At 43.1% G+C, this 22,187-nt stretch carries 16 protein-coding genes; 3 read left to right on the top strand and 13 right to left on the bottom strand.

Translation table 11 applies throughout. The annotated features are described in order from the left end of the window. Positions 1-54: 54 nt before the first annotated feature. Positions 55-927 (top strand): Hsp33 family molecular chaperone HslO, encoded by an 873-nt coding sequence (gene hslO / locus DG474_RS09290; RefSeq protein ID WP_255778190.1) that lies wholly within the window; start codon positions 55-57, stop codon positions 925-927. Beyond that, positions 914-1,894: a tRNA dihydrouridine synthase DusB gene (gene dusB / locus DG474_RS09295; protein WP_000183317.1), complete on the top strand. Its 981-nt coding sequence runs from the start codon at positions 914-916 to the stop codon at positions 1,892-1,894. Before hslO ends, dusB begins: the two co-directional genes overlap by 14 nt. A 66-nt stretch (positions 1,895-1,960) precedes the next feature. Here the strand turns inward: dusB and DG474_RS09300 are convergent, their stop codons facing one another. Continuing rightward, positions 1,961-2,644, bottom strand: a complete 684-nt coding sequence (locus DG474_RS09300; RefSeq protein ID WP_255778191.1) for a hypothetical protein — start codon at positions 2,642-2,644, stop codon at positions 1,961-1,963. A gap of 265 nt (positions 2,645-2,909) precedes the next feature. Between DG474_RS09300 and DG474_RS09305 the strand changes: the two genes are divergently transcribed. Next, positions 2,910-3,140, top strand: coding sequence for a hypothetical protein (locus tag DG474_RS09305; protein ID WP_049490535.1), 231 nt, complete (start codon positions 2,910-2,912; stop codon positions 3,138-3,140). 44 nt (positions 3,141-3,184) lie between these two features. Here DG474_RS09305 and DG474_RS09310 read toward each other — a convergent pair whose 3' ends face one another. The 12 genes from DG474_RS09310 to DG474_RS09370 form a co-directional block, all read right to left on the bottom strand. Next, on the bottom strand, positions 3,185-3,958 hold the full coding sequence (locus tag DG474_RS09310; protein WP_255778192.1) for an NUDIX domain-containing protein: 774 nt from the start codon (positions 3,956-3,958) through the stop codon (positions 3,185-3,187). A gap of 1 nt (position 3,959) precedes the next feature. Further along, on the bottom strand, positions 3,960-4,739 hold the full coding sequence (gene pnuC, locus DG474_RS09315) for a nicotinamide riboside transporter PnuC (protein ID WP_042767588.1): 780 nt from the start codon (positions 4,737-4,739) through the stop codon (positions 3,960-3,962). 9 nt (positions 4,740-4,748) lie between these two features. Then, the gene (locus tag DG474_RS09320; protein ID WP_255778193.1) at positions 4,749-5,807 is read right to left on the bottom strand and encodes an AAA family ATPase; all 1,059 of its coding nucleotides are present in this window, start codon (positions 5,805-5,807) and stop codon (positions 4,749-4,751) included. A gap of 146 nt (positions 5,808-5,953) precedes the next feature. Beyond that, entirely contained in the window at positions 5,954-8,386 is a 2,433-nt protein-coding gene (locus tag DG474_RS09325; RefSeq protein WP_255778194.1) for an ATP-dependent Clp protease ATP-binding subunit, read from the bottom strand. 1 nt (position 8,387) lies between these two features. Then, complete coding sequence (locus DG474_RS09330) at positions 8,388-8,846, bottom strand: CtsR family transcriptional regulator (protein WP_001211263.1); 459 nt, start codon at positions 8,844-8,846, stop codon at positions 8,388-8,390. Between the two features lie 171 nt (positions 8,847-9,017). Beyond that, positions 9,018-12,812 carry a Spy0128 family protein gene (locus DG474_RS09340; RefSeq protein ID WP_439794566.1) on the bottom strand — a complete coding sequence of 1,265 codons (3,795 nt, stop codon included), beginning with the start codon at positions 12,810-12,812 and terminating at the stop codon, positions 9,018-9,020. A gap of 204 nt (positions 12,813-13,016) precedes the next feature. Beyond that, the gene (locus DG474_RS09345) at positions 13,017-13,745 is read right to left on the bottom strand and encodes an ABC transporter ATP-binding protein (protein WP_049490579.1); all 729 of its coding nucleotides are present in this window, start codon (positions 13,743-13,745) and stop codon (positions 13,017-13,019) included. Beyond that, positions 13,745-14,752, bottom strand: a complete 1,008-nt coding sequence (locus DG474_RS09350) for an ABC transporter substrate-binding protein (RefSeq protein WP_044021580.1) — start codon at positions 14,750-14,752, stop codon at positions 13,745-13,747. The genes DG474_RS09345 and DG474_RS09350 overlap by 1 nt, the downstream gene beginning before the upstream one ends. Positions 14,753-14,788: 36 nt before the next feature. After that, positions 14,789-15,547, bottom strand: coding sequence for an ABC transporter permease (locus DG474_RS09355; RefSeq protein ID WP_080976205.1), 759 nt, complete (start codon positions 15,545-15,547; stop codon positions 14,789-14,791). Continuing rightward, entirely contained in the window at positions 15,510-15,800 is a 291-nt protein-coding gene (locus tag DG474_RS09360) for a thiamine-binding protein (RefSeq protein ID WP_049490575.1), read from the bottom strand. Before DG474_RS09360 ends, DG474_RS09355 begins: the two co-directional genes overlap by 38 nt. Positions 15,801-16,076: 276 nt before the next feature. Further along, positions 16,077-18,710 carry a DNA polymerase I gene (gene polA / locus DG474_RS09365; RefSeq protein WP_049490574.1) on the bottom strand — a complete coding sequence of 878 codons (2,634 nt, stop codon included), beginning with the start codon at positions 18,708-18,710 and terminating at the stop codon, positions 16,077-16,079. Between the two features lie 129 nt (positions 18,711-18,839). After that, positions 18,840-22,136 carry an SIALI-17 repeat-containing surface protein gene (locus DG474_RS09370; protein WP_255778198.1) on the bottom strand — a complete coding sequence of 1,099 codons (3,297 nt, stop codon included), beginning with the start codon at positions 22,134-22,136 and terminating at the stop codon, positions 18,840-18,842. Between the last annotated feature and the right edge of the window lie 51 nt (positions 22,137-22,187).

The following is a 22,187-nucleotide window of genomic DNA, read 5'->3' on the forward strand; positions in this document are numbered from 1 at the left end:
AAACAGCAAACACACGACTCCCCCTTTAGGCATTTTTATGCTAAAATAGTAGCTATGGATAAAATTATTAAAACTATATCAGAAAGCGGAGCCTTTCGTGCTTTTGTTCTTGACAGCACGGAAACCATCCGCACTGCTCAAGAAAAACATCAAACTCAAGCCAGTTCAACTGTTGCACTTGGCCGTACCCTTATCGCTAGCCAAATTCTCGCAGCCAATGAAAAAGGAAATACCAAACTAACAGTTAAAGTTCTTGGAACCAGCTCTCTTGGTGCCATCATCACGGTTGCAGATACCAAGGGAAACGTCAAAGGCTACGTTCAAAATCCAGGTGTGGACATTAAAAAAACTGCAACGGGTGAAGTCCTTGTCGGACCTTTTGTCGGCAATGGCCAATTTCTCGTTATCACAGACTACGGTACTGGAAATCCCTACAACTCCATGACTCCCCTCATCTCTGGGGAAATCGGTGAAGACTTGGCCTATTACCTGACAGAAAGTCAACAAACCCCTTCAGCTGTGGGGCTTAATGTCCTTTTAGACGAAGACGACAAGGTCAAAGTTGCTGGAGGTTTTCTTCTCCAAGTATTACCAGGAGCCAAGGACGAAGAGATTACTCGCTTTGAAAAACGCATCCAAGAAATGCCAGCCATCTCAACCCTTCTGGAAAGCGATGACCATATCGAAGCCCTCCTCAAGGCCATCTATGGTGACGAATCATACAAACGTCTATCTGAAGAAGAAATTCGTTTCCAATGTGACTGCAGTAAAGACCGTTTTATGAACGCTCTTGCCAGCCTTCCAAGCTCAGACCTTGAGGAAATGAAGGAGGAAGACCACGGGGCAGAAATCACTTGTCAATTCTGCCAAACAACTTATAACTTTGATGAAAACGACCTGGAGGAACTCATTCGTGACAAATCTTAATACACCTTTTATGATTGGCAATGTTGAGATTCCCAATCGTACTGTTTTAGCACCCATGGCTGGTGTCACCAACTCAGCCTTTCGCACCATCGCAAAAGAGCTCGGAGCTGGACTCGTTGTCATGGAAATGGTCTCTGACAAGGGAATCCAATACAACAACGAAAAAACCCTACATATGCTTCATATCGATGAAGGAGAGAACCCAGTTTCTATCCAACTCTTTGGTAGCGATGAAGATAGCCTCGCACGCGCTGCAGAATTCATACAAGAAAACACCAAGACCGATATCGTCGATATCAACATGGGTTGCCCAGTTAACAAAATCGTAAAGAATGAAGCTGGCGCTATGTGGCTCAAGGACCCAGACAAGATCTACTCTATTATCAACAAGGTCCAATCTGTCCTTGATATCCCCCTCACTGTCAAAATGCGTACAGGCTGGTCTGACCCATCCCTAGCTGTGGAGAATGCCCTCGCTGCTGAGGCTGCAGGTGTCTCTGCTCTCGCTATGCATGGCCGTACCCGCGAACAAATGTACACAGGTCACGCAGACCTCGAGACCCTACACAAGGTTGCTCAAGCTTTGACCAAGATTCCATTTATCGCCAACGGTGACATCCGCACTGTCCAAGAAGCCAAACAGCGTATCGAAGAAGTCGGTGCTGACGCTGTCATGATTGGTCGTGCAGCCATGGGTAATCCCTACCTCTTCAACCAGATCAACCACTACTTTGAAACAGGAGAAATTCTCCCTGATTTGACTTTTGAAGACAAGATGAAAATTGCTTACGAACACTTGAAACGCTTGATTAACCTCAAAGGAGAAAACGTAGCCGTTCGTGAATTCCGTGGACTCGCTCCTCACTACCTTCGGGGAACATCTGGTGCTGCCAAACTTCGTGGAGCCATTTCCCAAGCTAGCACCCTGGCAGAGATTGAAGCCCTCTTGCAATTAGACAAAGCATAATACACAAAAAAACCGTAACTCACTTGAGTTTACGGTTTTTTAGCTCCTAGGAAAACCTAGATACTATTATTGAATCAAGGCAACGCTCGAAACTTTACCATCCGCACCTGTTGTAATTTGGATGATTTTTCCTCCACCTATTTTGGCATTATACTTGCCATCATCAAGTGTGTAAGAGTAGCCTCTGATAGAATAGTTTTCTTTCTTTCCATCTGCAGTTTCTACTGTAAATTGGCCCCCTGATGAAACCGTAATAGTTTCGCCATTCGCTCCCTTCCAGTTGCCTGCAGCTGCTGAGAAATCACCATCGACCATGGTTAAAACACCCTTGTAGCGTTTGTTGTGTTCTGCTTGCTTGTCTTGAAGTTGGCGGTCAGTTGTTGGATCATAGTCTGACTGGTTAGACTGGGCTTGAGAACCTTGCTGAGTTGAAGGTGCCTGAGATGGGGCTTGTTGACTAGGAGCTGCTTGTTCTTGTCTTGATTCAGGTGCTGGTTTCGCTTGTGACTGATCTGCCGTTGTAGAAGACTGACCAGAAGATGCCTGAGCCTTTTCAGATGAAGCTGAGCTTGAAGATTTTTGTGTCTTGCTTTCTTTGCTAGAAGAAGCTGCTTTGGAACTTGATGATTGACTTGTCTTCGCAGAGCTGCTGGTTTGAGTGGTTTCGTTTTTATTTCCACAAGCTCCTAGTAGCAAGGTAGAAGCCAATACAGTCGCTGCCATCAATTTGATATAGGTTTTCTTTTTCATTTTTCTACTCCTTTGTAATATTTTTGAAATGTTAAGAAATCTTTTTGTAATACAATTGTAACATTGGGCTTTGAATCTGTCAACTATTTAGAGAAACTATTTTAGAAAATTTCTCTCTACTATTTCTATTCGTAATTGAAACGAAAAAATAGAAAATTTTTAAAATTAAAGTCCTATTTTTTACATCACCTTTGTGTAATCGCTTGCATTGCGTTAGACAAAGGAATATAATAACATTGAAATAGAATATAGGAGGTGCACTCTTATGCTAAATAAGTATTACAAGTATCTTCCTTGGTTGATTTTGGGAGCTATTGGCTCTTATCAATCAGCCACTTACTATGCGCGAACTGCATTTGATGTCTTCTATCTGACTACAATCTTTTTGATTGTTTATATCGCTTTGTTATTTTTGCACGAGAACTATCTAAAGTATCGATATAAAGACTTCTTTACTCACCTGTTGAGCAATTCTAAGAAAGATAGCCATTCATAAAAATGATGATAAATAAAGAGGTCGGGAACTTTGTCCCGACCTCTTTATTTCAATCGATAGGTTTTTCTTGGTTTCTTTTTGGGTACTCGTTTGAGTCCGACTTCTTCTACATATTCGCCGTATTTTACAAGAAAATTATTGCTGACGATTGGGCGACCGGGGTTGATAAGATTGACCAGTTCGGTTCCTTCGTAGACAGTAAACTCCTCCTCCAACAGATAGAGGAAGGTTGGGTTCCAGTCGAGACGGCCTTGAATTCGTTTGATGGACTCTTGGATAATGGCATAATGGTCAAAGGCGAAGGCTTGCTCCTCCAGCTCGACTCCATCTAGGTAGCATTTGCCTGTCTGAAAATCGACATCTACGAAAACGACATCCTTGGCATCGTCACCTGCCTGAACGAGGTCTAAGGCACGACTAGGTAGGTACACCAAGTGGGCAATGGTCACCGTCCAGCCCCGTGGGTCACGCCCGGGAGTCGATACGGTCATCAATTGCTCGATTTTCTCCAAAGGTAGATCCAGATTGACTTCTTCTCTCACTTCGCGCTGACAGGCATGTGTAGCATCTTCTCCCTTGTCCATAAAGCCTCCAACTAAGGCTAAACAGTTCTGATAAGGGTGGGCCTTGCGACGGATTAGCAAGAGCTTGATCTTTCCTTCGACAAAGCAGTAGGCTACCATATCCACTGTCACACTTGGTTTTTCATATTGAGGGAGTTCCTGCTTGTAGTACCAGTCTAAAAACTCCTCCTGACTGGCATGGATTTCATAATATTCTTTTTCCGTCATCCCTTCTGGAATCTTTATGTCTGCCATCTTATGCCTCCTTTCGAACTGCCTTGGTCCATTGGTACCAACCCACTAGACTATTGAGTGTGTATACCCAGTACATCCCTTGGATGTGAATATTTTCACCCCACCAGAGATAAATACTAAAAAGATTGGTTGCAATCCAGAAAATCCATTGCTCGCGGTAGAGACGTGTCATCAAGAGCTGACCAACGCCATTGGTCGCATCGGTAACACTATCACGGAAAGGGCGAGCACTATTGATACTTTGATAAGCCAAGCCCATACCAATCCAGATAATGGCAGTCAAGGCTAAGTACTTGAGCCAGTCAAGAACAGATAATTTCTTAGCTTCAAAGTGGGATTCTTCTGGTTTTTCCTGTTCATTGATACGATTGGACAGCCAAGCATAGAGACCAATCGGCTGCATGACAAAGAAGTAAACCGTCGTCAAGACTTCGCCATAAAAAGTCGCATTCATGGCCAAGATCAAGTAGATTGCCGAATTAATGGCCCCAAAGAGATAATTGCTTGCACGCCCTTCTGCTACCAAGATAACACAGACAATCCCAGTCCAAGATGCAAACAAGCTCAGCCAGTCATGACTTTCCGTATTTTGCGTGAACTCTAAGATCAAGGGAACACTTGACAGAGCGATGAGGTATAACCACTGGACAAGGCTACGGCCGACAAAGAGATCTTTCCAGAGCAGGCGCATGATCCCTGCAAAACCGATCTTGCGGGCTTCAGCATGGACATTGTTAAAGTTTTCGATAAATTGTGTGATTTTTTTAGTTACTGTTTTCATAATTTTCTCCTAATCTGCTTGGTAAATGGCATCAATAGCCACTTTTGCTGCTTCATAATTGCCTAGATAATCCTCCGCTAGATAAACTAGTGGAATGGTGGTTAAGTATCGCTCCCTCATTTGGTCCAAATGCTGGGAAAAACTGTAGCGAATGTGGTCTTCCGCCATGGTCATATCTCTAAATCCGTCATTGACATAGGAGCCGACAGGTTGCACAAAGAGAATCAAATCCCATTTTTCCTTGGCCAAGATAGAGGCAAAGAGATTGTCAAAGGTTTCTCCTGATAAGTCCTCTTGGTCCTCAGTCTCCATGTAATAGTCATAGTAGCCCTTGGTTACCAAGGAGTTGGTATCGGCTATCACTAGACCTCGATTGGCATTGCTATCTATTAGTTTGGAGGTCTGGTCATACTGCCCTAAAAGGAGATAATAATAATCCTTTGGAGTCAATTCATCGTCGCGGACATTGTTTTTGATCTGGTACTCACGCGCGTATTCCAAACTAACGGGCGCATCGTAATACCTTGCCAAATCCTTGGCTAGAGTGGTCTTCCCATTGCTAGCACTTCCCATGATCAAGACTTTCTTGGTAAACTGACGACGGAAGGGTTGAGCGATGTATTTCCAATATTTGCTTGGATTTTCTCGAATCATAGTCGCTGAGATACCAAACTTTCTTTCTTGCAAGACGGTGCCAAATCCACGTTTAGCTAGCTCCTGCTGGTATTCTGCTTCTCCTACAAAAAAAGTCAGTTCTTGCTGGGTTTCATCATAGGAAATCTCCGCTAACATCTGGTCCAACCACTCCTGCCAGCCCATAGGGTAACGGGGAAGGTTGGTCTCATCCAGCTTGCAGACAGAGGTCAACTCGTCATCCCGAAAAGCCTCTCGGATATAGCGAAATCGTTTTTGAAGACTTAAACCTACCTGCTCACCTCGGTCTCCCTCGTAGCCTGAAACGACTACCCAGACCTGGTCACACTGACGCTTCGCTCGCTGAATCAGATCGATATGCCCTTGATGGAGAGGGGCAAAGGTCCCAAATACCACTGCTGTTTTCTTTTTCATAAACGTTTTACCTTTTTATAATTTTTGATATTTTTATTTTCTATGTTTTTATTATATACTATATTTTTGTTTTGTCAATAGTTTTTTATCATTTTTTATAAAAAAGTAGCAAAAAAAGAATCAGGATTGCTCCTGACTCTCCATTTTTAAGCAATATCAAATTTTAATTGACCAGCTTTAACACCTATCTTGAGGGTCTTGCCTGCTACCAATTCTCCCTTGAGAAGGAGTTCTGCTAGCTTGTCTTCCACTTCTGTTTGCAGGGTTCTGCGAAGTGGGCGAGCTCCCATTTCTGGATCATATCCTTGACTTGCTAGTAACTTCAACGCTGAAGCTTGCAGTTTCAAGTCGATGCCCTTCTCAGCGAGGCTAGCAATCAATGGTTTTACCATAATCTTGACAATTTCCTGCATGTGTTCGCTATCCAAACTGTGGAAGACCACCTTTTCATCAATACGGTTGATAAACTCTGGTCGATAAGCTTTTTTCAACTCTTCAAAGATGCGTTTTTCCATATTTTCCTGGTCAAAACGAATGTCTTTCGCGCCAAAGCCGACCGTCTTGTCATCACGAAGGGCTGTTGCACCAAGGTTTGACGTCATGATGATAATGGTATTTGAAAAGTCCACCTTGCGTCCCTTGCTATCTGTCAAGACACCGTCGTCCAGAACCTGCAAGAGGACATTAAAGATATCTGGGTGAGCCTTCTCTACCTCGTCAAAGAGGAGAACGGAGTAAGGTTTGTTGCGAACCTTCTCGGTCAACTCCCCACCTTCTTCGTAGCCTACATAGCCCGGAGGAGCTCCATTGAGACGGCTAGCTGCGAATTTCTCCATATACTCACTCATATCAAAGCGGATAAGGGCTGATTCGTCATCAAAGAGGACTTCTGCCAGAGCCTTTGCCAATTCGGTCTTACCGACTCCTGTCGGTCCTAGGAACATAAAGGAACCAATCGGACGCTTGTGACTGCGAATACCTGACTGGTTGCGGCGAATGGCACGGCTAATGCTTGAAACAGCTTGATCTTGGCCGATGACACGTTTGTGTAGTTCAGCTTCCAAGTTCAGGTATTTCTTAGCATCTGTTTGCGTCAGTTTTTGAACTGGAATCCCTGACAAGCGACTCAAGGTGGTCAAAATATCAGATTCTGTCACCAAGTCTTTATAGACAGGGACTTCCTGCTCCTTTGCGATTAGCTGGGCAGCTTGTTTCCACTTGCCATCCATCAAGGCCTTGTCAGCTGGAGTCAAGTCGGATTCGTCTGCTTTCACCTGCTTGGATTTGTTTTGCACTGTTGCTGCCGCTTCATCTAAAAGATCGATAGCAGAGTCTGGCAAGTGACGACTGGTCAAGTAACGATGCGCCATCTTAACAGCTGTTTCGACAGCTTCATCTGTAATTTGTACACGGTGATGTTTCTCATAGGTAGCTTTCAAACCTTGCAAAATGGTTATGCTGTCAGCTAAACTTGGCTCTTCAATCGTTACTTTGGCGAAACGACGAGAAAGGGCTGCGTCTTTTTCGATGTGTTTTTGGTATTCTTCCTGAGTGGTTGCACCAACTGTTCTCAGAGTTCCGCGAGCTAAGGCTGGCTTCAAGATATTGGCTGCATCCAGAGTCGAGTCAATACCGCTACCAGAACCCATGATGGTGTGGAGTTCATCGATAAAGAGGATCACTTTGCCATCTTCCTCTATATCCTTGATGATATTGTTCATGCGCTCTTCAAAATCTCCACGGAAACGTGTCCCCGCAACAACATTCATCAAATCAAGCTCTAGAACACGCATCTTTGCCATTTCCGCAGGCACATCCCCACTAGCAATACGCTGGGCAAGTCCAAGTGCTAGAGCTGTTTTCCCGACACCAGCATCACCAACCAAGACCGGATTGTTCTTGGTCTTTCGACTCAAAATCTGAATCATACGTGAGATTTCCTTGTCTCGACCGATAACTGGCTCTAACTTGCCAGAGCGCGCTTGCTCCGTCAGATCATGCGTGTAATCCTCTAGACCACCACTTTGAGCTTGAGGCATGCCCATCATATTGGCCATGGAATTTTGCTTGTCAGTTACTGTGCGATGACGTTGACGCAAAGCCTTAAGATCTTCTCTTGTCCAACCAGCACGTTCTTCTAGATTGCGACGAAGAGCAGCAATTCTGACCTGATCTTTCTGGTCTTCATAAGAGAAACCTGCTCTCTCCAAGATGCGAGTCGCCAAGGCATTGCCGTCATGCAAAATCGCATAGAGGACATGCTCTGTCCCTAGCACCTTAGCATGGACCACTGAGGCTACATACTCTGCTTCCGCAAAGAGGACCTCCAAACGATGGGAAAAGGGTAATTCCGTAAAGGTTTCATCTTGGCTATAGTCGGTTTCAGTCAGTTCCAACGCAACCTCTTCTAAACGGTCCATCTCGTATGGGTAATCATTTAGAGTCGCACCTGCCACACTGTAACTGTGATTAGACATGGCAATCAATAAATGCCAAGACTCTAGATAACGGGCTCCAAAATGGCTCGCAACCATGTAGGCACTTTCGATACATTCATTCAATGCTTTTGAATAGTTCATCTTACTTCTCTTTTCTATCTACCTCTTGTAATAGCTGTCGGAGCATATTAGCACGGACAACTGAGGATTCTTCTCCTAGGACACGATCCGTTGCTACTGAAGTCAGCAAGGTCATCTCCTGCTTGGTCATCAAGTCCTGCTCCACCAAAAGCTGGAGGATATCCTCATAAATCTCCTGACTAACTCGCTCACCAATCGAGTAAAGCAAATCGCGGAGCATCTCATGATGACTGGAAAATTCAATCCGCCCTATGCGAATGTAGCCTCCACCACCACGCTTGCTCTCAACCAAGTAACCTCTACTTTCCGTAAAGCGGGTCTTGATGACATAGTTGATCTGACTCGGTACAACCTGGAAGGTATCTGCCAACTGGCTCCGTTGCAATTCCACAATACCAGATTGGTCTAAAATCGCCTTGATATAGGCTTCGATATGATCTGATGTATTTTTAAATCTCATAGTAAATCAAACTCCTTCTTTGAACCTTGACTATCTTTGACTATTATACCGAAATTTTTGATTTTTTTAAAGGAAAAGGGAACGAGTTGCGAAGATTATTATAAACTATCCAAAACAAAAAGATGGGACCGTAAAACAGTCGCCATCTTTTTTAGTTATTCAAAGTTGAGATTAGTCAACTTTCTTAGCACGGTATACAAGTCCTGCCAAAGCTGCAAGAACTAGACCAAGAATAGTAGAGAATGCTGTAAAGTCTGCTCCACCAGTGTTTGGCAAATCTCCCTTAGGCTGTTCACCCTTAGGATCTTCCTTAGGTTCTTCTTTTTTCGGTTCAGTATACGTGTTAGTGATTGTTGGGTTGTTACCTGTAACAGTTGTTACAAGTTGGCCTGCACCATTATCTGTCACTTTTACTGTCACTTCGTAAGAATTTTCATCATATTTGATATTCTTATCGTCACCTTTTACTTCAGTAATAGTGTAAGTGTGCTCACCTGCTTCTTTGTACTCAATTGCTGTGAAAGTAACAGTACCGTCTGCAGCGTTTGTAGCTGTCTCAACGACTTTGTCACCTTCTTTAAGTTCAAACTTAAATTGACCTTTTACAAGCTCTTTATCACCTTTCAAGACTTTCTTAGCTGTAAAGGGTACTTTTGTTGAAGATGCAACATAAGTATTTGTGAAGGTTGGGTTGTTGTCAGTTACAGTCGCAACAAGTTGGCCTGCACCGTTGTCATCAACTTTAACAGTCACTTTATGTGTAGCAGTATCATATGTCACACCTGCTTCGTTACCTGCTTTTTCAGAGATAGTGTAAGTGTGGTCACCAGCTTCTTTATACTCGATACCTTCGAAAGCAACAGTACCGTCTGCAGCGTTTGTAGCTGTTCCAATTACTTTGTTACCTTCTTTAAGTTCAAACTCATATTTGCCTGCTTCAAGGGCTTTACCTTCTAAGACTTTCTTAGCGGTAATATTTACAGTTGTTGAAGCAGCTTTATAAGTGTTGGTGAAGGTTGGGTTGTTGTCAGTTACAGTCGCAACAAGTTGGCCTTGACCGTTATCTGTAACTGCTACCTTAACTTCGTGTTTAGCAGTGTCGTATGTCACACCTTTTTCACTACCTGCTTTTTCAGAGATAGTGTAAGTGTGGTTGCCTGCTGCTGCGTACTTGATATCTTCGAAAGTAACAGTACCGTCTGCAGCATTCTTAGCTGTCGCAACGACTTTGTCACCTTCTTTAAGTTCAAATTCATATTTACCAGCTTCTAGAGCTTTACCATTCAAGACTTTAGTAGCCGTGATAGTAGCTGTTGTTGTAGCTGCTTTATAAGTGTTGGTGAAGGTTGGGTTGTTGTTAGTTGCAGTTGCAACAAGTTGGCCTTGACCATTATCTGTAACGTTTACTGTCACTTCATGTGTAGCAGTGTCGTATGTCACACCTGCTTCGCTACCTGCTTTTTCAGTAATTGTGTAAGTGTGAGGGCCTGCAGCATCATAGCTGATTGCTGGGAAAGTAACAGTACCGTCTGCTGCGTTTTTAGCTGTCGCAACGACTTTGTCACCTTCTTTAAGTTCAAACTCATATTTACCAGCTTCTAGAGCTTTACCATTCAAGACTTTAGTAGCCGTGATAGTAGCTGTTGTTGTAGCTGCTTTATAAGTGTTGGTGAAGGTTGGGTTGTTGTCAGTTACAGTCGCAACAAGTTGGCCTTGACCGTTATCTGTAACTGCTACCTTAACTTCGTGTTTAGCAGTGTCGTATGTCACACCTTTTTCACTACCTGCTTTTTCAGAGATAGTGTAAGTGTGGTTGCCTGCTGCTGCGTACTTGATATCTTCGAAAGTAACAGTACCGTCTGCTGCGTTTTTAGCTGTCGCAACGACTTTGTCACCTTCTTTAAGTTCGAATTCGTATTTGTCAGCTTCTAGAGCTTTACCTTCCAAGACTTTAGTAGCTGTGATAGTAGCTGTTGTTGTAGTTGCTTTATAAGTGTTGGTGAAGGTTGGGTTGTTACCTGTAACAGTAGCAACAAGTTGGCCTTGACCGTTATCTGTAACGTTTACTGTCACTTTATGTGTAGCAGTGTCGTATGTCACACCTTTTTCGCTACCTGCTTTTTCAGTGATAGTGTAAGTGTAGTCACCTGCTGTTGCGAACTCAATTTCTTTGAAAGTAACAGTTCCGTCTGCAGCGTTTTTAGCTGTCGCAACGACTTCTTCACCTTTTTTAAGTTCGAATTCGTATTTATCAGCTTCAAGTTCTTTACCGTTCAAGACTTTAGTAGCTGTGATAGTTTTTTTATCTGGTTTAGCTTTATAAACGTTCGTGAAAGTAATGTTGTCAGCATCTTTTGCAGTTGCAACAAGTTGACCTTGGCCGTTATCTTTAACGACTACTGTTACTTCATAAGCATTCGGATCGTATTCAACTCCGGCTACATCACCAGCTTTTTCAGAGATAGTGAATGTACGAGTTTCCTCTTTTGTGAACGTAAGTTTTGGGAATTGAATCTTACCGTTTGCATCGTTTGAAACAGTGTGGAGAACTTTCCCGTCTTCTTTCAACTCAAATTCAAATTGGCCAGCTTCAAGAGCTTTACCGTTCAAGACTTTCTTAGCTTCAAGTTGAAGTTTTGCTTCTTTAGCAGCGTATGTGTTTGTAAATTCTTTCTTAGAATCTTCAAATTTGACGCTTGCTAATTTTTCACCCAAAACATCTTCTACTGTTACAGTCGCTTTAAGGACGTTCGCATCATAAGTGTATCCAGGTTTGTTATCATTAACTTCTTTAATGGTATATTTAAAAGTTCCTGCTTCTTTGTATTTGATTGCCTCGAACTTCACTTTACCATTCTCATCATTTTTGACAGTTTGTAAAACACTACCTTTGTCATCTAGAAGTTGGAAACTAAATGCATCTTTTTCAAGAGTTTTACCTTCAAGTTTCTTAGTTACTTCTAAAGCTACCTCATCCGATTTGGCGCCTCCACCAATACCGTCTGTTGTGGTAATTGGTGCAAAACCTTCAAAATCAATCGGTTGAGCTTCCTCGTTTGTAGTTACCGACACGTTATTTAGTACACGTTTAGTAACTTGGTCAACTGGTTTAGTCAAACGAGTACGGTATAGGATGAACAAACCTTTATGATCAAGAGTTCCATCACCGTTAGGTGTAATTGAGAAATGGTTCTTATCTGTTACTTGGACATGAGCACTATCCAATTTTGTTCTTCCGTAACCATTTTCCCAGTCTGGGAAGTAGTAACCAGTGATTTCACTTGCAAGAACTTGCCCATCTGGAATAGTATCTTGGATATTAACACCAGTGTAAGATTTTGCATAGCGGTTAACACGGATACGCCAGTTTACATAGTTAGGATCGTCTGAGTCTTGAACTCCCCATTTAGTAAATCCAGTTGGGTCAACGTCTGGAACGATACGAGTCAAATGGTAAACTCCTGCACCAGGAATGTTGATTTCATATTCCTTGTTCTTTTCAACATGGTCTGCCCATACCACAGTAAATGATGCAACAATTTGTTTGTTCTCATTAAACTTCTTAAAGTACTCTTCGTTTGTTACTGTAATCTTAGCAGTATTCGTTGCCTTCTCTGTTGTCAGCGATGCAATCGTTTCACCGTTCGGAGCTTTCAAATCTGTAGTAGAATCTACTTCGATTTTGAACTCATTTGGAACGTGATAAACCATGAAATCACCGTTATTCAGAGTTACATTGTCTGGGAATGCGTAAGTTGTTTTAAGATAGAACTTACCTTCACCATATTTGGCATGATCGACTAATCGGTTCGTATTAATCGTCGGCTCTGTAGTCAAAGTGTACTCTGATTCAGTTTTTTCGGCAGCACTAACTACTCCATTAAGTCTTAGTGCAGGCAAAAAGACCGACACAACCAGTAGCAAGGCCATCAAGCCACGAAAGAGTTTGCTAGTTCTCTTTTTCACCACATTATCCTCCTTATTGTCTATAATGGTTCAATTATATTATACAGATTCATGACAGAATGTCAACTAAAATTTATTTATTTTTATATTAACTTACTATTTATTTAAATATTAAACCTAATCATGCATGTTCATCAGCTTTGAAACAATTAAATCCAAGCAAGATTTTTACTCGGATTTAATATATAATATTGTTCTAAGGATCTAAGTATTTAATCCCAATTCTGCTAATATTTGACGCTTATAGGCAATCTTTTGGACTTCCTTGTCCTCGTTTTCAGACCAATCTAATTTAATTTCTGAGACAATCTGCCCAGGACGATTTTTCAAGATATAGATGCGGTCGCTGAGATTGAGGGCCTCTTCAATACTATGCGTGATGATGAGGGTCGTCAGCTGTAGCTGTTTGTGAATCTCCAGATACCAAGCGTGGAGTTCCATCTTGGTCATCTCGTCCAAAGCGCTAAAGGCCTCATCCAAGAGAAAGAGCTTGTGCCCGAAAAGGTAGGTCCGAAGCAAGGCTACACGCTGACGCATCCCCCCACTAAGTTCATGAGGATACTTGTCCCGTACCGCCGTCAACTGGAAGGTCGCAAGAATTTCATCTGCTCGGGCAATGGCCTCCGCCTTATCCACCTTTTGAATTAAGAGGGGCAGGATGATATTGCCAAGCACCGTCTTGTGTTCCAAGAGTAAATCCTTTTGCAACATATAACTCACGCGTCCCTTGGGATTTTCCTCGCCATCAAGGACAATTCGCCCAGACTGGACTTCTAAAATCCCAGCGATTAGGTTAAAGAGAGTGGTCTTTCCAACACCACTTGGGCCTAGGATAGAAACTACTTCACCTGACGTCACCTGCAGGTTGATATCTTCTAAAATCTTTTCATCGCCATAGGCATAGCTGACGTGTTCTAGTCTAATTTCTGTCATTATTTTACAAATTCGTTAGTGAAGCCCTTGTCTGTCAAGTCTTCTTTAAGGATACCATTTTCTTTGTCCCATTTGTAGAAGGCATTCCAGCGGTCAGCGTCAAATTGTCCCCATTTTTCCTTGTCGCTTGCGTATTCTTTTGACAAGTATTTTTGAGATTCGATGACAAAGTCACGTTTTTCCTTGAGTTCAGGCGCATTCTTAATCAAGATATCTGCAGCTTCTTCTGGGTGTTCCATAGCATATTGGTAGCCTTTTTTGATGGCTTGGATGACTTTACGAGCTTCTTCCTTGTTGTCTTTTAGATAGTCGTTGTTTGCGATGATAACTGGTGAGTAGTAGTCAAACTCTTTTACATAGTCTTTCAAGTACATGAAATTAGCGTCTACGCCTTGCGATTTGGCAAGAATACCATCCCAACCGTAGTAGATCCAAGCAGTGTCAAAAACACCATTGGCAATCGGTGTGATTGAGTTTGAGTCGTTGTTTGGTACTTTTTCGACCTTCTCAAAGTCTCCGCCTTGTGATTCTACCAAGGTTTTCAACATAGCAAGCTCCGTTGGGTCATTCCAGGTTCCGTATTTCTTCCCAACTAAGTCCTTTGGACTGCTGACATTGTCCGATTTACGTGAGATGATTCCAGATGTATTGTGCTCAACGATAGCTGCAACGGCAGTGATTCCTGCACCTTTTTCCAATTTCTTAGCCATGTAGTCTTGGAAATAGATAGCAAACGGCGCCTTGCCATTGATCACCAAGTCAGACGAGCTTTCTTCAGGTGGCAATTTCAAGTCAACATCCACTCCAGCTTCTTTGAAATAACCTTTTTCCTTGGCAACATACAGCCCTGTGTGGTTAGTATTTGGCGTCCAGTCTAGGATAAAGTCAATCTTTTTGAGTTCTGCTTCTTTGTTGTCCTTAGAAGCAGTTCCTTGGCCACAAGCCACCAGTACGACAGCTACAAGAGCTGTTACAAGCGTTAAAAACACTTTCCATGTTTTCTTCATTTTCATTTCCTCTTTTCTTTTTCTAAAACGCTCTATTTAAGTACGTTTCCATTTAATCACGTATTTTTCACTAATATCGACCAACTTCATACCGAGAAGGCTGATAATCGACACCAGAATAATAATGGCAAACATGGTATCATACTGAAACAGTTTTTTAGACTGAATCATGTAGACACCTAGTCCTTCAAAACCTCCCAGCCACTCCGACACCACGGTTGTGATAAAGGCGTAGGAGACACTGACCCTCAGACCTGCATAAAAGTAAGGCAGGCTGACCGGGATTTTAAAATGCCAAAGGATTTGCCAAGGCTTGGCCCGCATCAGACTAAACAAGGTCAGCATATCCTTGTCACAATGCCTAAATCCATCCAAAATACTAACGATGATAGGGAAGGTTGTCGTCAGGATAATCAAGACAATCTTGGGCAAAATTCCATAGCCTAGCCACAAGACCAGGATAGGGGCTATGGCAATAGTCGGAATGGTCTGAACAACCACCATCATAGGGTAAATCAGGTCATTGAGCCAAGTCAAACTATCCATAAGTACAGCCATGAGACAGGCAATCAAGACTCCCAAGACTAGACCTAGCAAAGCCACTCTCAAGGTCGCCCAGCTATGGTGCCAGAGAAATTCTCTGTCACGAACAAAGGACTGGAGAATTTCAAAAGGGGTTGGCAGGATAAACTTGGGTAAAAGTTTGAATATTCCTGCTAACTGCCAGATTGACAAGACTCCTAGAAAACCCAATAGACTAATGTGTCGTCTCAGTATACTTTTCAAGTTTCTCATCGATGCTTAAAATCTCTCCTACATTTATTTTGACATTGGCAAAGACATTATCTGCCTCCTGCCCAGCCACTTCAAGCGCTTCTTTGAGAATGCGCATAAGCTCATCAAACTCCCCTTCCAAAACCGTTTCAAATGGTGTCACCACCATGGTCATGGACTGCGCCTGCAGATAAGCAATAACCTGATCGATAATAGCAATTCGATTAATCCCCTGTGATAGGGGCAAGACTTGCAAGGCAATGCTTGCTTTCATAAAAACCTCCTTTTCTCAGGTTTCCCTTTGACAAAAAGAAAACCTCTTCCATATATGGAAAAGGTGCAGAATTCGGCTAAGTATCGTTCCCTACGCTGGCATTACCCAGATCAGGTGCGGTCGAAGTTTAACACTTCCTCTCAGACTGTACACAGACTCCCATATCTTATATGGTCATATAGTAACGCAAATACTAGGAAAAGTCAAGGAAACTGCTTACAGAAAATCTTGAAAAAGAGTTTGAAGGCAAATGCTTCAAACTCTTTCATAACTTTCTTATTTAGCCTCGTACCAGGTTGCCCCTTCATTTTCATCTGCAATAAGGGGAACACTGAGTTGGATGGCTTCTTCCATGGTTTGTTTCACCAACTTTTTCATCTCTGCTAGTTCAGATTTCGGAACCTCGAGGACGATTTCATCATGCACTTGCAACAGCATCTTGGTCTGATAGCCACCTTCAACTAGAGCTTTGTCTAGCTGGATCATAGCAATCTTGAGGATATCTGCTGCCGAGCCCTGGATAGGAGAGTTAATGGCTGTACGCTCTGCAAAACCACGAATGTTGAAGTTGCGCGAATTAATATCTGGCAACTCACGACGACGCTTGAAGAGAGTCTCTACATAGCCCTTATCACGCGCCTCACGCACCACTTCATCCATGTAGTTTTTAATACCTGGGAAGCGTTCAAAATAGGTATCGATGTAGGCTTTAGCCTCTTTACGGCTGATGCCCAGATTATTAGACAAACCAAAGTCGGAAATCCCGTAAACCACTCCAAAGTTTACCGCCTTGGCATTACGACGGTCGTTTGGAGTCACATCCTCAGGACGTTCAATTCCAAAGACCCGCATGGCCGTCGAGGTATGGATATCTGCCCCCTCTTGAAAGGCCTTAATCAAGTGCTCATCCTTAGAGATATGCGCCAAAACGCGCAATTCAATCTGTGAATAATCCGAGCTGAGCAGCACGCTATCCTCCCATTCAGGTACAAAAGCCTTACGAATGAGGCGACCTTGTTCCAAACGAACAGGAATATTTTGCAAGTTTGGATCTACACTAGACAGACGTCCGGTCTGAGTCAAATCTTGCACATAGCGCGTGTGGATCTTGCCATCATCCAAAATCCAGTCTTGCAAACCAATCACATAGGTAGATTGAATCTTGGCAATCTGACGGTAATCTAGGATTTTTTTAACAATCGGAGCAATAGGAGCTAGTCGCTCTAGCACATCCACGGCTGTCGAGTAACCTGTTTTGGTTTTCTTAGTGTATTCTAGAGGAAGACCCAGTTTTTCAAAGAGAAGCACGCCCAACTGCTTAGGGGAGTTGATATTAAACTCCTCACCAGCTAGCTCATAAATCTCTTGAGTGAGTTGCTCAATGACGACCTCATTTTCAGCCTGCATCTCAAGCAGGGTTTCTTTTTTGACCTTGATCCCAGCAATTTCCATCTTGGCAAGGACAAAAGCCAGAGGTTGCTCCATGTCATAGAGAAGGTCTAATTGCCCATGTTCACTGAGTTTTTCAAGTAAAACCGGCTCAGTCTCAATCAATACAGCAACCTTGCGAGCCAAGTGCTCCAAGAATTTCTCTCTCTCAGGGATGGCTTTCTTGACACCCTTACCGTAGAAAGTCTCATCATCAGCCAGATAAGTCTGGCCGTAGAGACTCGCAATGGTTGAAATTTCATTGTTCTCGACTGTTGAGAGGAGGTATTTGGCCAAACGACTGTCAAAAGCAGGTGCCTGGAGATTCAAGCCCAAGCGATTTAAAAGAACCTTCGCTTTCTTAAAGTCATACACTTTCAGAGGTGTTTTTTCTAGAAAATCCTTGAGAATCGGCTCCTGCAAGAGCTCAAGTTTATCTGTAGTGTAAAGTTTATCCCCACAGGACCAGGCAAAACCAACCAAATCATCTGTATGGTAATTTTCACCAAAGAGTTCAAAGTGGAAGATAGAGTCGGCACTCAGCATGTCTTGACTGACTTGGTCAACAATAGTGAAATCCAAGCTCTCAGGCGCATCCTTCGACGAAACATTTAGAGCTTGTTTGAGCTGTTTGAAGCCCATCTCATCGTAGAATTTCCCGAGATTTTCCACATTTGGGCCATTATAGACCAAATCATCAAGACCAATCTCAATCGGTGCCTGAGTCTCAATAGTCGCCAAGGTTTTAGACAAAAAGGCTTGTTCCTTGTCATTGATGAGATTTTCCTTCATCTTAGAAGCCTTCATCCCATCGATATTTTCATAAATACCCTCGAGCGAACCATGTTCCAGCAAGAGTTTGATACCCGTCTTTTCACCGATTTTAGTGACACCAGGGATATTATCAGACTTATCCCCCATGAGGGCCTTAAGATCAATGAACTGAGCTGGTGTGAGGCCCATCTTTTCCATGAGATAGTCCGGCGTAAAGGCCTCAAACTCAGCCACACCTTTTTTGGAAATCTCGACCACCGTATGCTCATCCGTCAACTGGATCAAGTCCTTGTCTCCGCTAACGATAGTCACATCAAAAGAATCCTTCTCAGCCAAACGACCTAGAGTCCCGATGATATCATCGGCTTCATACTGGGCCAACTCATAATGGCGAATCCCAAGATGATCTAACAACTCACGAATGAAGGGAAATTGCTCACGAAACTCATCTGGAGTTTTAGCACGGCCACCCTTGTAGTCTGCATACATCTCTGTTCGGAAAGTCGTCTTACCTGCATCAAAGGCAACCAAAACATGACTGGGCTCAACCCGCTCTAAGACATGATTCAACATGAGTTGAAAGCCATAGATTGCATTGGTATGAAGGCCATTAGCATTTTTAAAACGATCCAACTGCTGATAAAGCGCAAAAAAAGCTCGAAAAGCAACTGAAGATCCATCAATTAATAATAATTTTTTCTTGTCCATACACCCATTATAAAGGAAAGCAAGGAAAAATACCATCGGAAAGAGCTGAAAAACATGGACTTGTCCCTATTTCACCATAAAAAAGAAAAGGACCATTCAAATCCTTTTCTTTTATTGATTTCATGCGATTTATTTGTTTAATTTTCTCTTTGCAAATGGTAGCAAACCAAGAAGGAGACCAACAAATCCTAGTGATGCGACTGCTGAAGCATCTTGGCTTCCCGTATTTGGAAGGAATTGTTCATCTGTTGCTGCAGGCGCTTTGTAGGTACGATCTTGTTTCGTTCCGAGAGTAGGATTTGTAGCCAAAGGAGCTACACTGCCAGTATATTCTGGAACTTCGTTTACTGCTGGTTCAATCTTTTCAGCGTAGGCTGGAATATTGGCTACTGCTGGGGCACCACTTTCTGCATAAACTGGAACATTTGCTAGGGCTGGGGCGCCACTTTCTGCATAAGGCAGAGTGTTGTTTACTATTGGTGTACCGCTTTCTCCGTAAGCTGGAACATTCGCTACGGCTGGAGCGCCACTTTCTGCATAAGGCAGAGCATTGTTTACTATTGGGGCACCGCTTTCTCCGTAAGCTGGAACGTTCGCTACGACTGGAGCGCCACTTTCTGCATAAGGCAGAGCATTGTTTACTATTGGGGCACCGCTTTCTCCGTAAGCTGGAACGTTCGCTACGACTGGAGCGCCACTTTCTGCATAGGCTGGGAGTTCATTTACAGCAGCTTCTACCGCGTTTGCACCTTTATTGTATTCTGGCAACTCTGCAGTTGCAGCTTCTACCGCGTTCGCCCCACCTTTAAAGTCTTCAATTTCGAGAACAGCCGACATGACACTACTTAGAGTCTTAATAGCATCCTCATAGTCTGCTAAAGTTTGTTGCAAGTCTTTGACTTGACTATTCTTGTCACCAGAGACTTGTAAACTTGATAATTGCACTTTAATCTTAGCAACTTGCTCTTCTAATTTACTTAGCTCAAGTTTTTTCGCATTACTATTTTCTTCCGCCGCTTCCTTATCTGCCGCTGCGAGTTTAGCTTGGTCTTGGCTTGAAAAATCTTCTTGATTCATCTCTTCTGCTGGTGTCACCTGATCGCTGTCTTCTGCCAAGAAATCATCTAACAAATCTGACGCTTCGATATCGCCTTCTTCGATAGCTTTCAAGATAGCATCCTTACCAATCACTTCCTTAGCTGCCATAATCGCTGCTTCCTTATCAGTGATAGTAGCATCCTTGTTGATGTCATCGATAGTTGATTTTTCGATTTTTTCTAGGGTAGCGATTAAATCTGAGCGAACTTTTGCTGCTTCTTCCGCCGCTTCCTTGTCCGCTGCAGCGAGTTTAGCTTGGTCTTGGCTTGAGAAATCTTCTTGGCTCATCGCTTCGGCCGGTGTCACCTGATCGCTGTCTTCTGCCAAGAAATCATCTAACAAGTCAGATGCTTCAATATCTCCATCTTCGATAGCTTTCAAGATGCCGTCCTTGCCAATCACTTCTTTAGCCGCCTTAATCGCTGCTTCCTTATCAGTGATAGTGGCATCCTTGGTGATGTCGTCGATGGTTGATTTTTCAATACCTTCAAGCGTTGAAAGCAATTCTGAGCGAACTTTAGTTGCCTCTTCCGCTGCTTCCTTATCTGCTGCAGCAAGTTTGGCTTGGTCTTGGCTTGAAAGTTGAGATTGAGTTTTTGATTCGGCCGGTGTTACTTGTTCACTGTCTTCTGCCAAGAAATCTGCCAATAAGTCTGAGGCATCAATGTCGCCTTCTTCGATAGCTTTCAAGATGGCATCCTTGCCAATCACTTCTTTAGCCGCCTTAATCGCCGCTTCCTTATCAGTGATAGTGGCATCCTTGTTGATGTCATCGATGGTTGATTTTTCGATACCTTCAAGCGTTGAAAGCAATTCGCTGTGAGCTTTTTCTTCCGCAGCTTGCTTAGCTTCTTCCTCTTTCTTGGCTTCCTCAGCTGCTTCCTTGTCCGCTGCAGCCAGTTTAGCTTGGTCTTGGCTTGAGAAATCTTCTTGGCTCATCGCTTCGGCCGGTGTTACTTGTTCACTGTCTTCTGCCAAGAAATCTGCCAACAAGTCGGACGCTTCAATGTCGCCTTCTTCGATAGCTTTCAAGATGCCGTCCTTGCCAATCACTTCTTTAGCAGCCTTGATCGCTGCTTCCTTATCAGTGATAGTGGCATCCTTGTTGATGTCATCTATGGTTGATTTTTCAATTTTTTCTAAGGTAGCGATTAAATCTGAGCGAACTTTTGCTGCTTCTTCCGCTGCTTCCTTGTCCGCTGCAGCGAGTTTAGCTTGGTCTTGACTTGAGAAATCTTCTTGGCTCATCGCTTCGGCTGGTGTCACCTGATCGCTGTCTTCTGCCAAGAAATCATCTAACAAGTCTGAGGCATCAATGTCACCTTCTTCGATAGCTTTCAAGATGCCGTCCTTGCCAATCACTTCTTTAGCTGCCTTAATCGCTGCTTCCTTATCAGTGATAGTGGCATCTTTGTTGATGTCGTCGATGGTTGATTTTTCAATTTTTTCTAGTGTAGCGATTAAATCTGAGCGAACTTTAGCTGCATCAACCTGAGCCTCTTTATCAGCTTCATCTAACTTAGCTTGGTCTTCATCTGTGAATTCTGATACAGGTTCAGCTACTGTTTTATGCTCGCTTGTATCTGCTGGCCAGTCTACAATAACATCACCAATCTCCAAATCCTCATCTGCGATAGCCTTCAAAAGATCTTCTTTACCAATCTCTTCTTTGGCTTCTTTGATAGCCGCTTCTTTATCGGTGATTGAAGCGTCTTTTTTAATATCTTCAATTACAGCATTTTCAAGAGATTCTAGGGCTTGAACCAGGGCATCAGTCGCTTGAGAAACTTGTTCTTTGGCATCTTTTTCAGCCTGGTCTAATAGAGCCTTCTCCTCAGTAGATAATTTTTTATTAGTTTGAACTTCAGGACCTGTTACCACTGCTTTATCTTCTGCACCTTCTGGCAATTCAGCGATGATATTATCTAAGCTGAGCTCTCCAGACTCAAGAGTATCTGAAATATACATCTTACCGATATATTCCTTCACAGCTTCAGCTGCATCCTCTTTGTCCTCAATCGCTTCCTTATCCTTAATATCACTAATAGCCTGTTCCTCAAGTTCACCCAAAGCCTTCATCAACTCTTCTTTGGTCATCTTAGCTGGATTTGTCGCACCAGGATTAGCTGGACCAGCGTTTTCTGATCCCTTTTCAGTTTGAGCTCCGCTATCCCCTTCTGCTGCGGCTTGTGGTTGTGCAGGAGCAACTGCCTGCTCTTCTGCTTTCCCTTCATCTGCCTTAACTACTGAAGGCTGTGAAACGAGTACACTAGCACCCAATACAGCTGCACTTGCTAAACTTGTTAAAATAACTTTCTTCTTGTCCATTAGACAAAGCCCCTTTTATAGTTTTTAATGTTATTATATTATACTATTCAA

The organism is Streptococcus oralis (assembly GCF_024399415.1).
GTDB classification, from domain to species: Bacteria; Bacillota; Bacilli; order Lactobacillales; family Streptococcaceae; genus Streptococcus; species Streptococcus oralis_CS.

Coding starts and splice junctions, on each gene's coding strand:
- hslO (WP_255778190.1), top strand. CDS start 55: ATGGATAAAATTATTAAAACTATATCAGAAAGCGGAGCCTTTCGTGCT.
- DG474_RS09300 (WP_255778191.1), bottom strand. CDS start 2,644: ATGAAAAAGAAAACCTATATCAAATTGATGGCAGCGACTGTATTGGCT.
- DG474_RS09305 (WP_049490535.1), top strand. CDS start 2,910: ATGCTAAATAAGTATTACAAGTATCTTCCTTGGTTGATTTTGGGAGCT.
- DG474_RS09310 (WP_255778192.1), bottom strand. CDS start 3,958: ATGGCAGACATAAAGATTCCAGAAGGGATGACGGAAAAAGAATATTAT.
- pnuC (WP_042767588.1), bottom strand. CDS start 4,739: ATGAAAACAGTAACTAAAAAAATCACACAATTTATCGAAAACTTTAAC.
- DG474_RS09320 (WP_255778193.1), bottom strand. CDS start 5,807: ATGAAAAAGAAAACAGCAGTGGTATTTGGGACCTTTGCCCCTCTCCAT.
- DG474_RS09325 (WP_255778194.1), bottom strand. CDS start 8,386: ATGAACTATTCAAAAGCATTGAATGAATGTATCGAAAGTGCCTACATG.
- DG474_RS09330 (WP_001211263.1), bottom strand. CDS start 8,846: ATGAGATTTAAAAATACATCAGATCATATCGAAGCCTATATCAAGGCG.
- DG474_RS09345 (WP_049490579.1), bottom strand. CDS start 13,745: ATGACAGAAATTAGACTAGAACACGTCAGCTATGCCTATGGCGATGAA.
- DG474_RS09350 (WP_044021580.1), bottom strand. CDS start 14,752: ATGAAGAAAACATGGAAAGTGTTTTTAACGCTTGTAACAGCTCTTGTA.
- DG474_RS09355 (WP_080976205.1), bottom strand. CDS start 15,547: ATGAGAAACTTGAAAAGTATACTGAGACGACACATTAGTCTATTGGGT.
- DG474_RS09360 (WP_049490575.1), bottom strand. CDS start 15,800: ATGAAAGCAAGCATTGCCTTGCAAGTCTTGCCCCTATCACAGGGGATT.
- polA (WP_049490574.1), bottom strand. CDS start 18,710: ATGGACAAGAAAAAATTATTATTAATTGATGGATCTTCAGTTGCTTTT.
- DG474_RS09370 (WP_255778198.1), bottom strand. CDS start 22,136: ATGGACAAGAAGAAAGTTATTTTAACAAGTTTAGCAAGTGCAGCTGTA.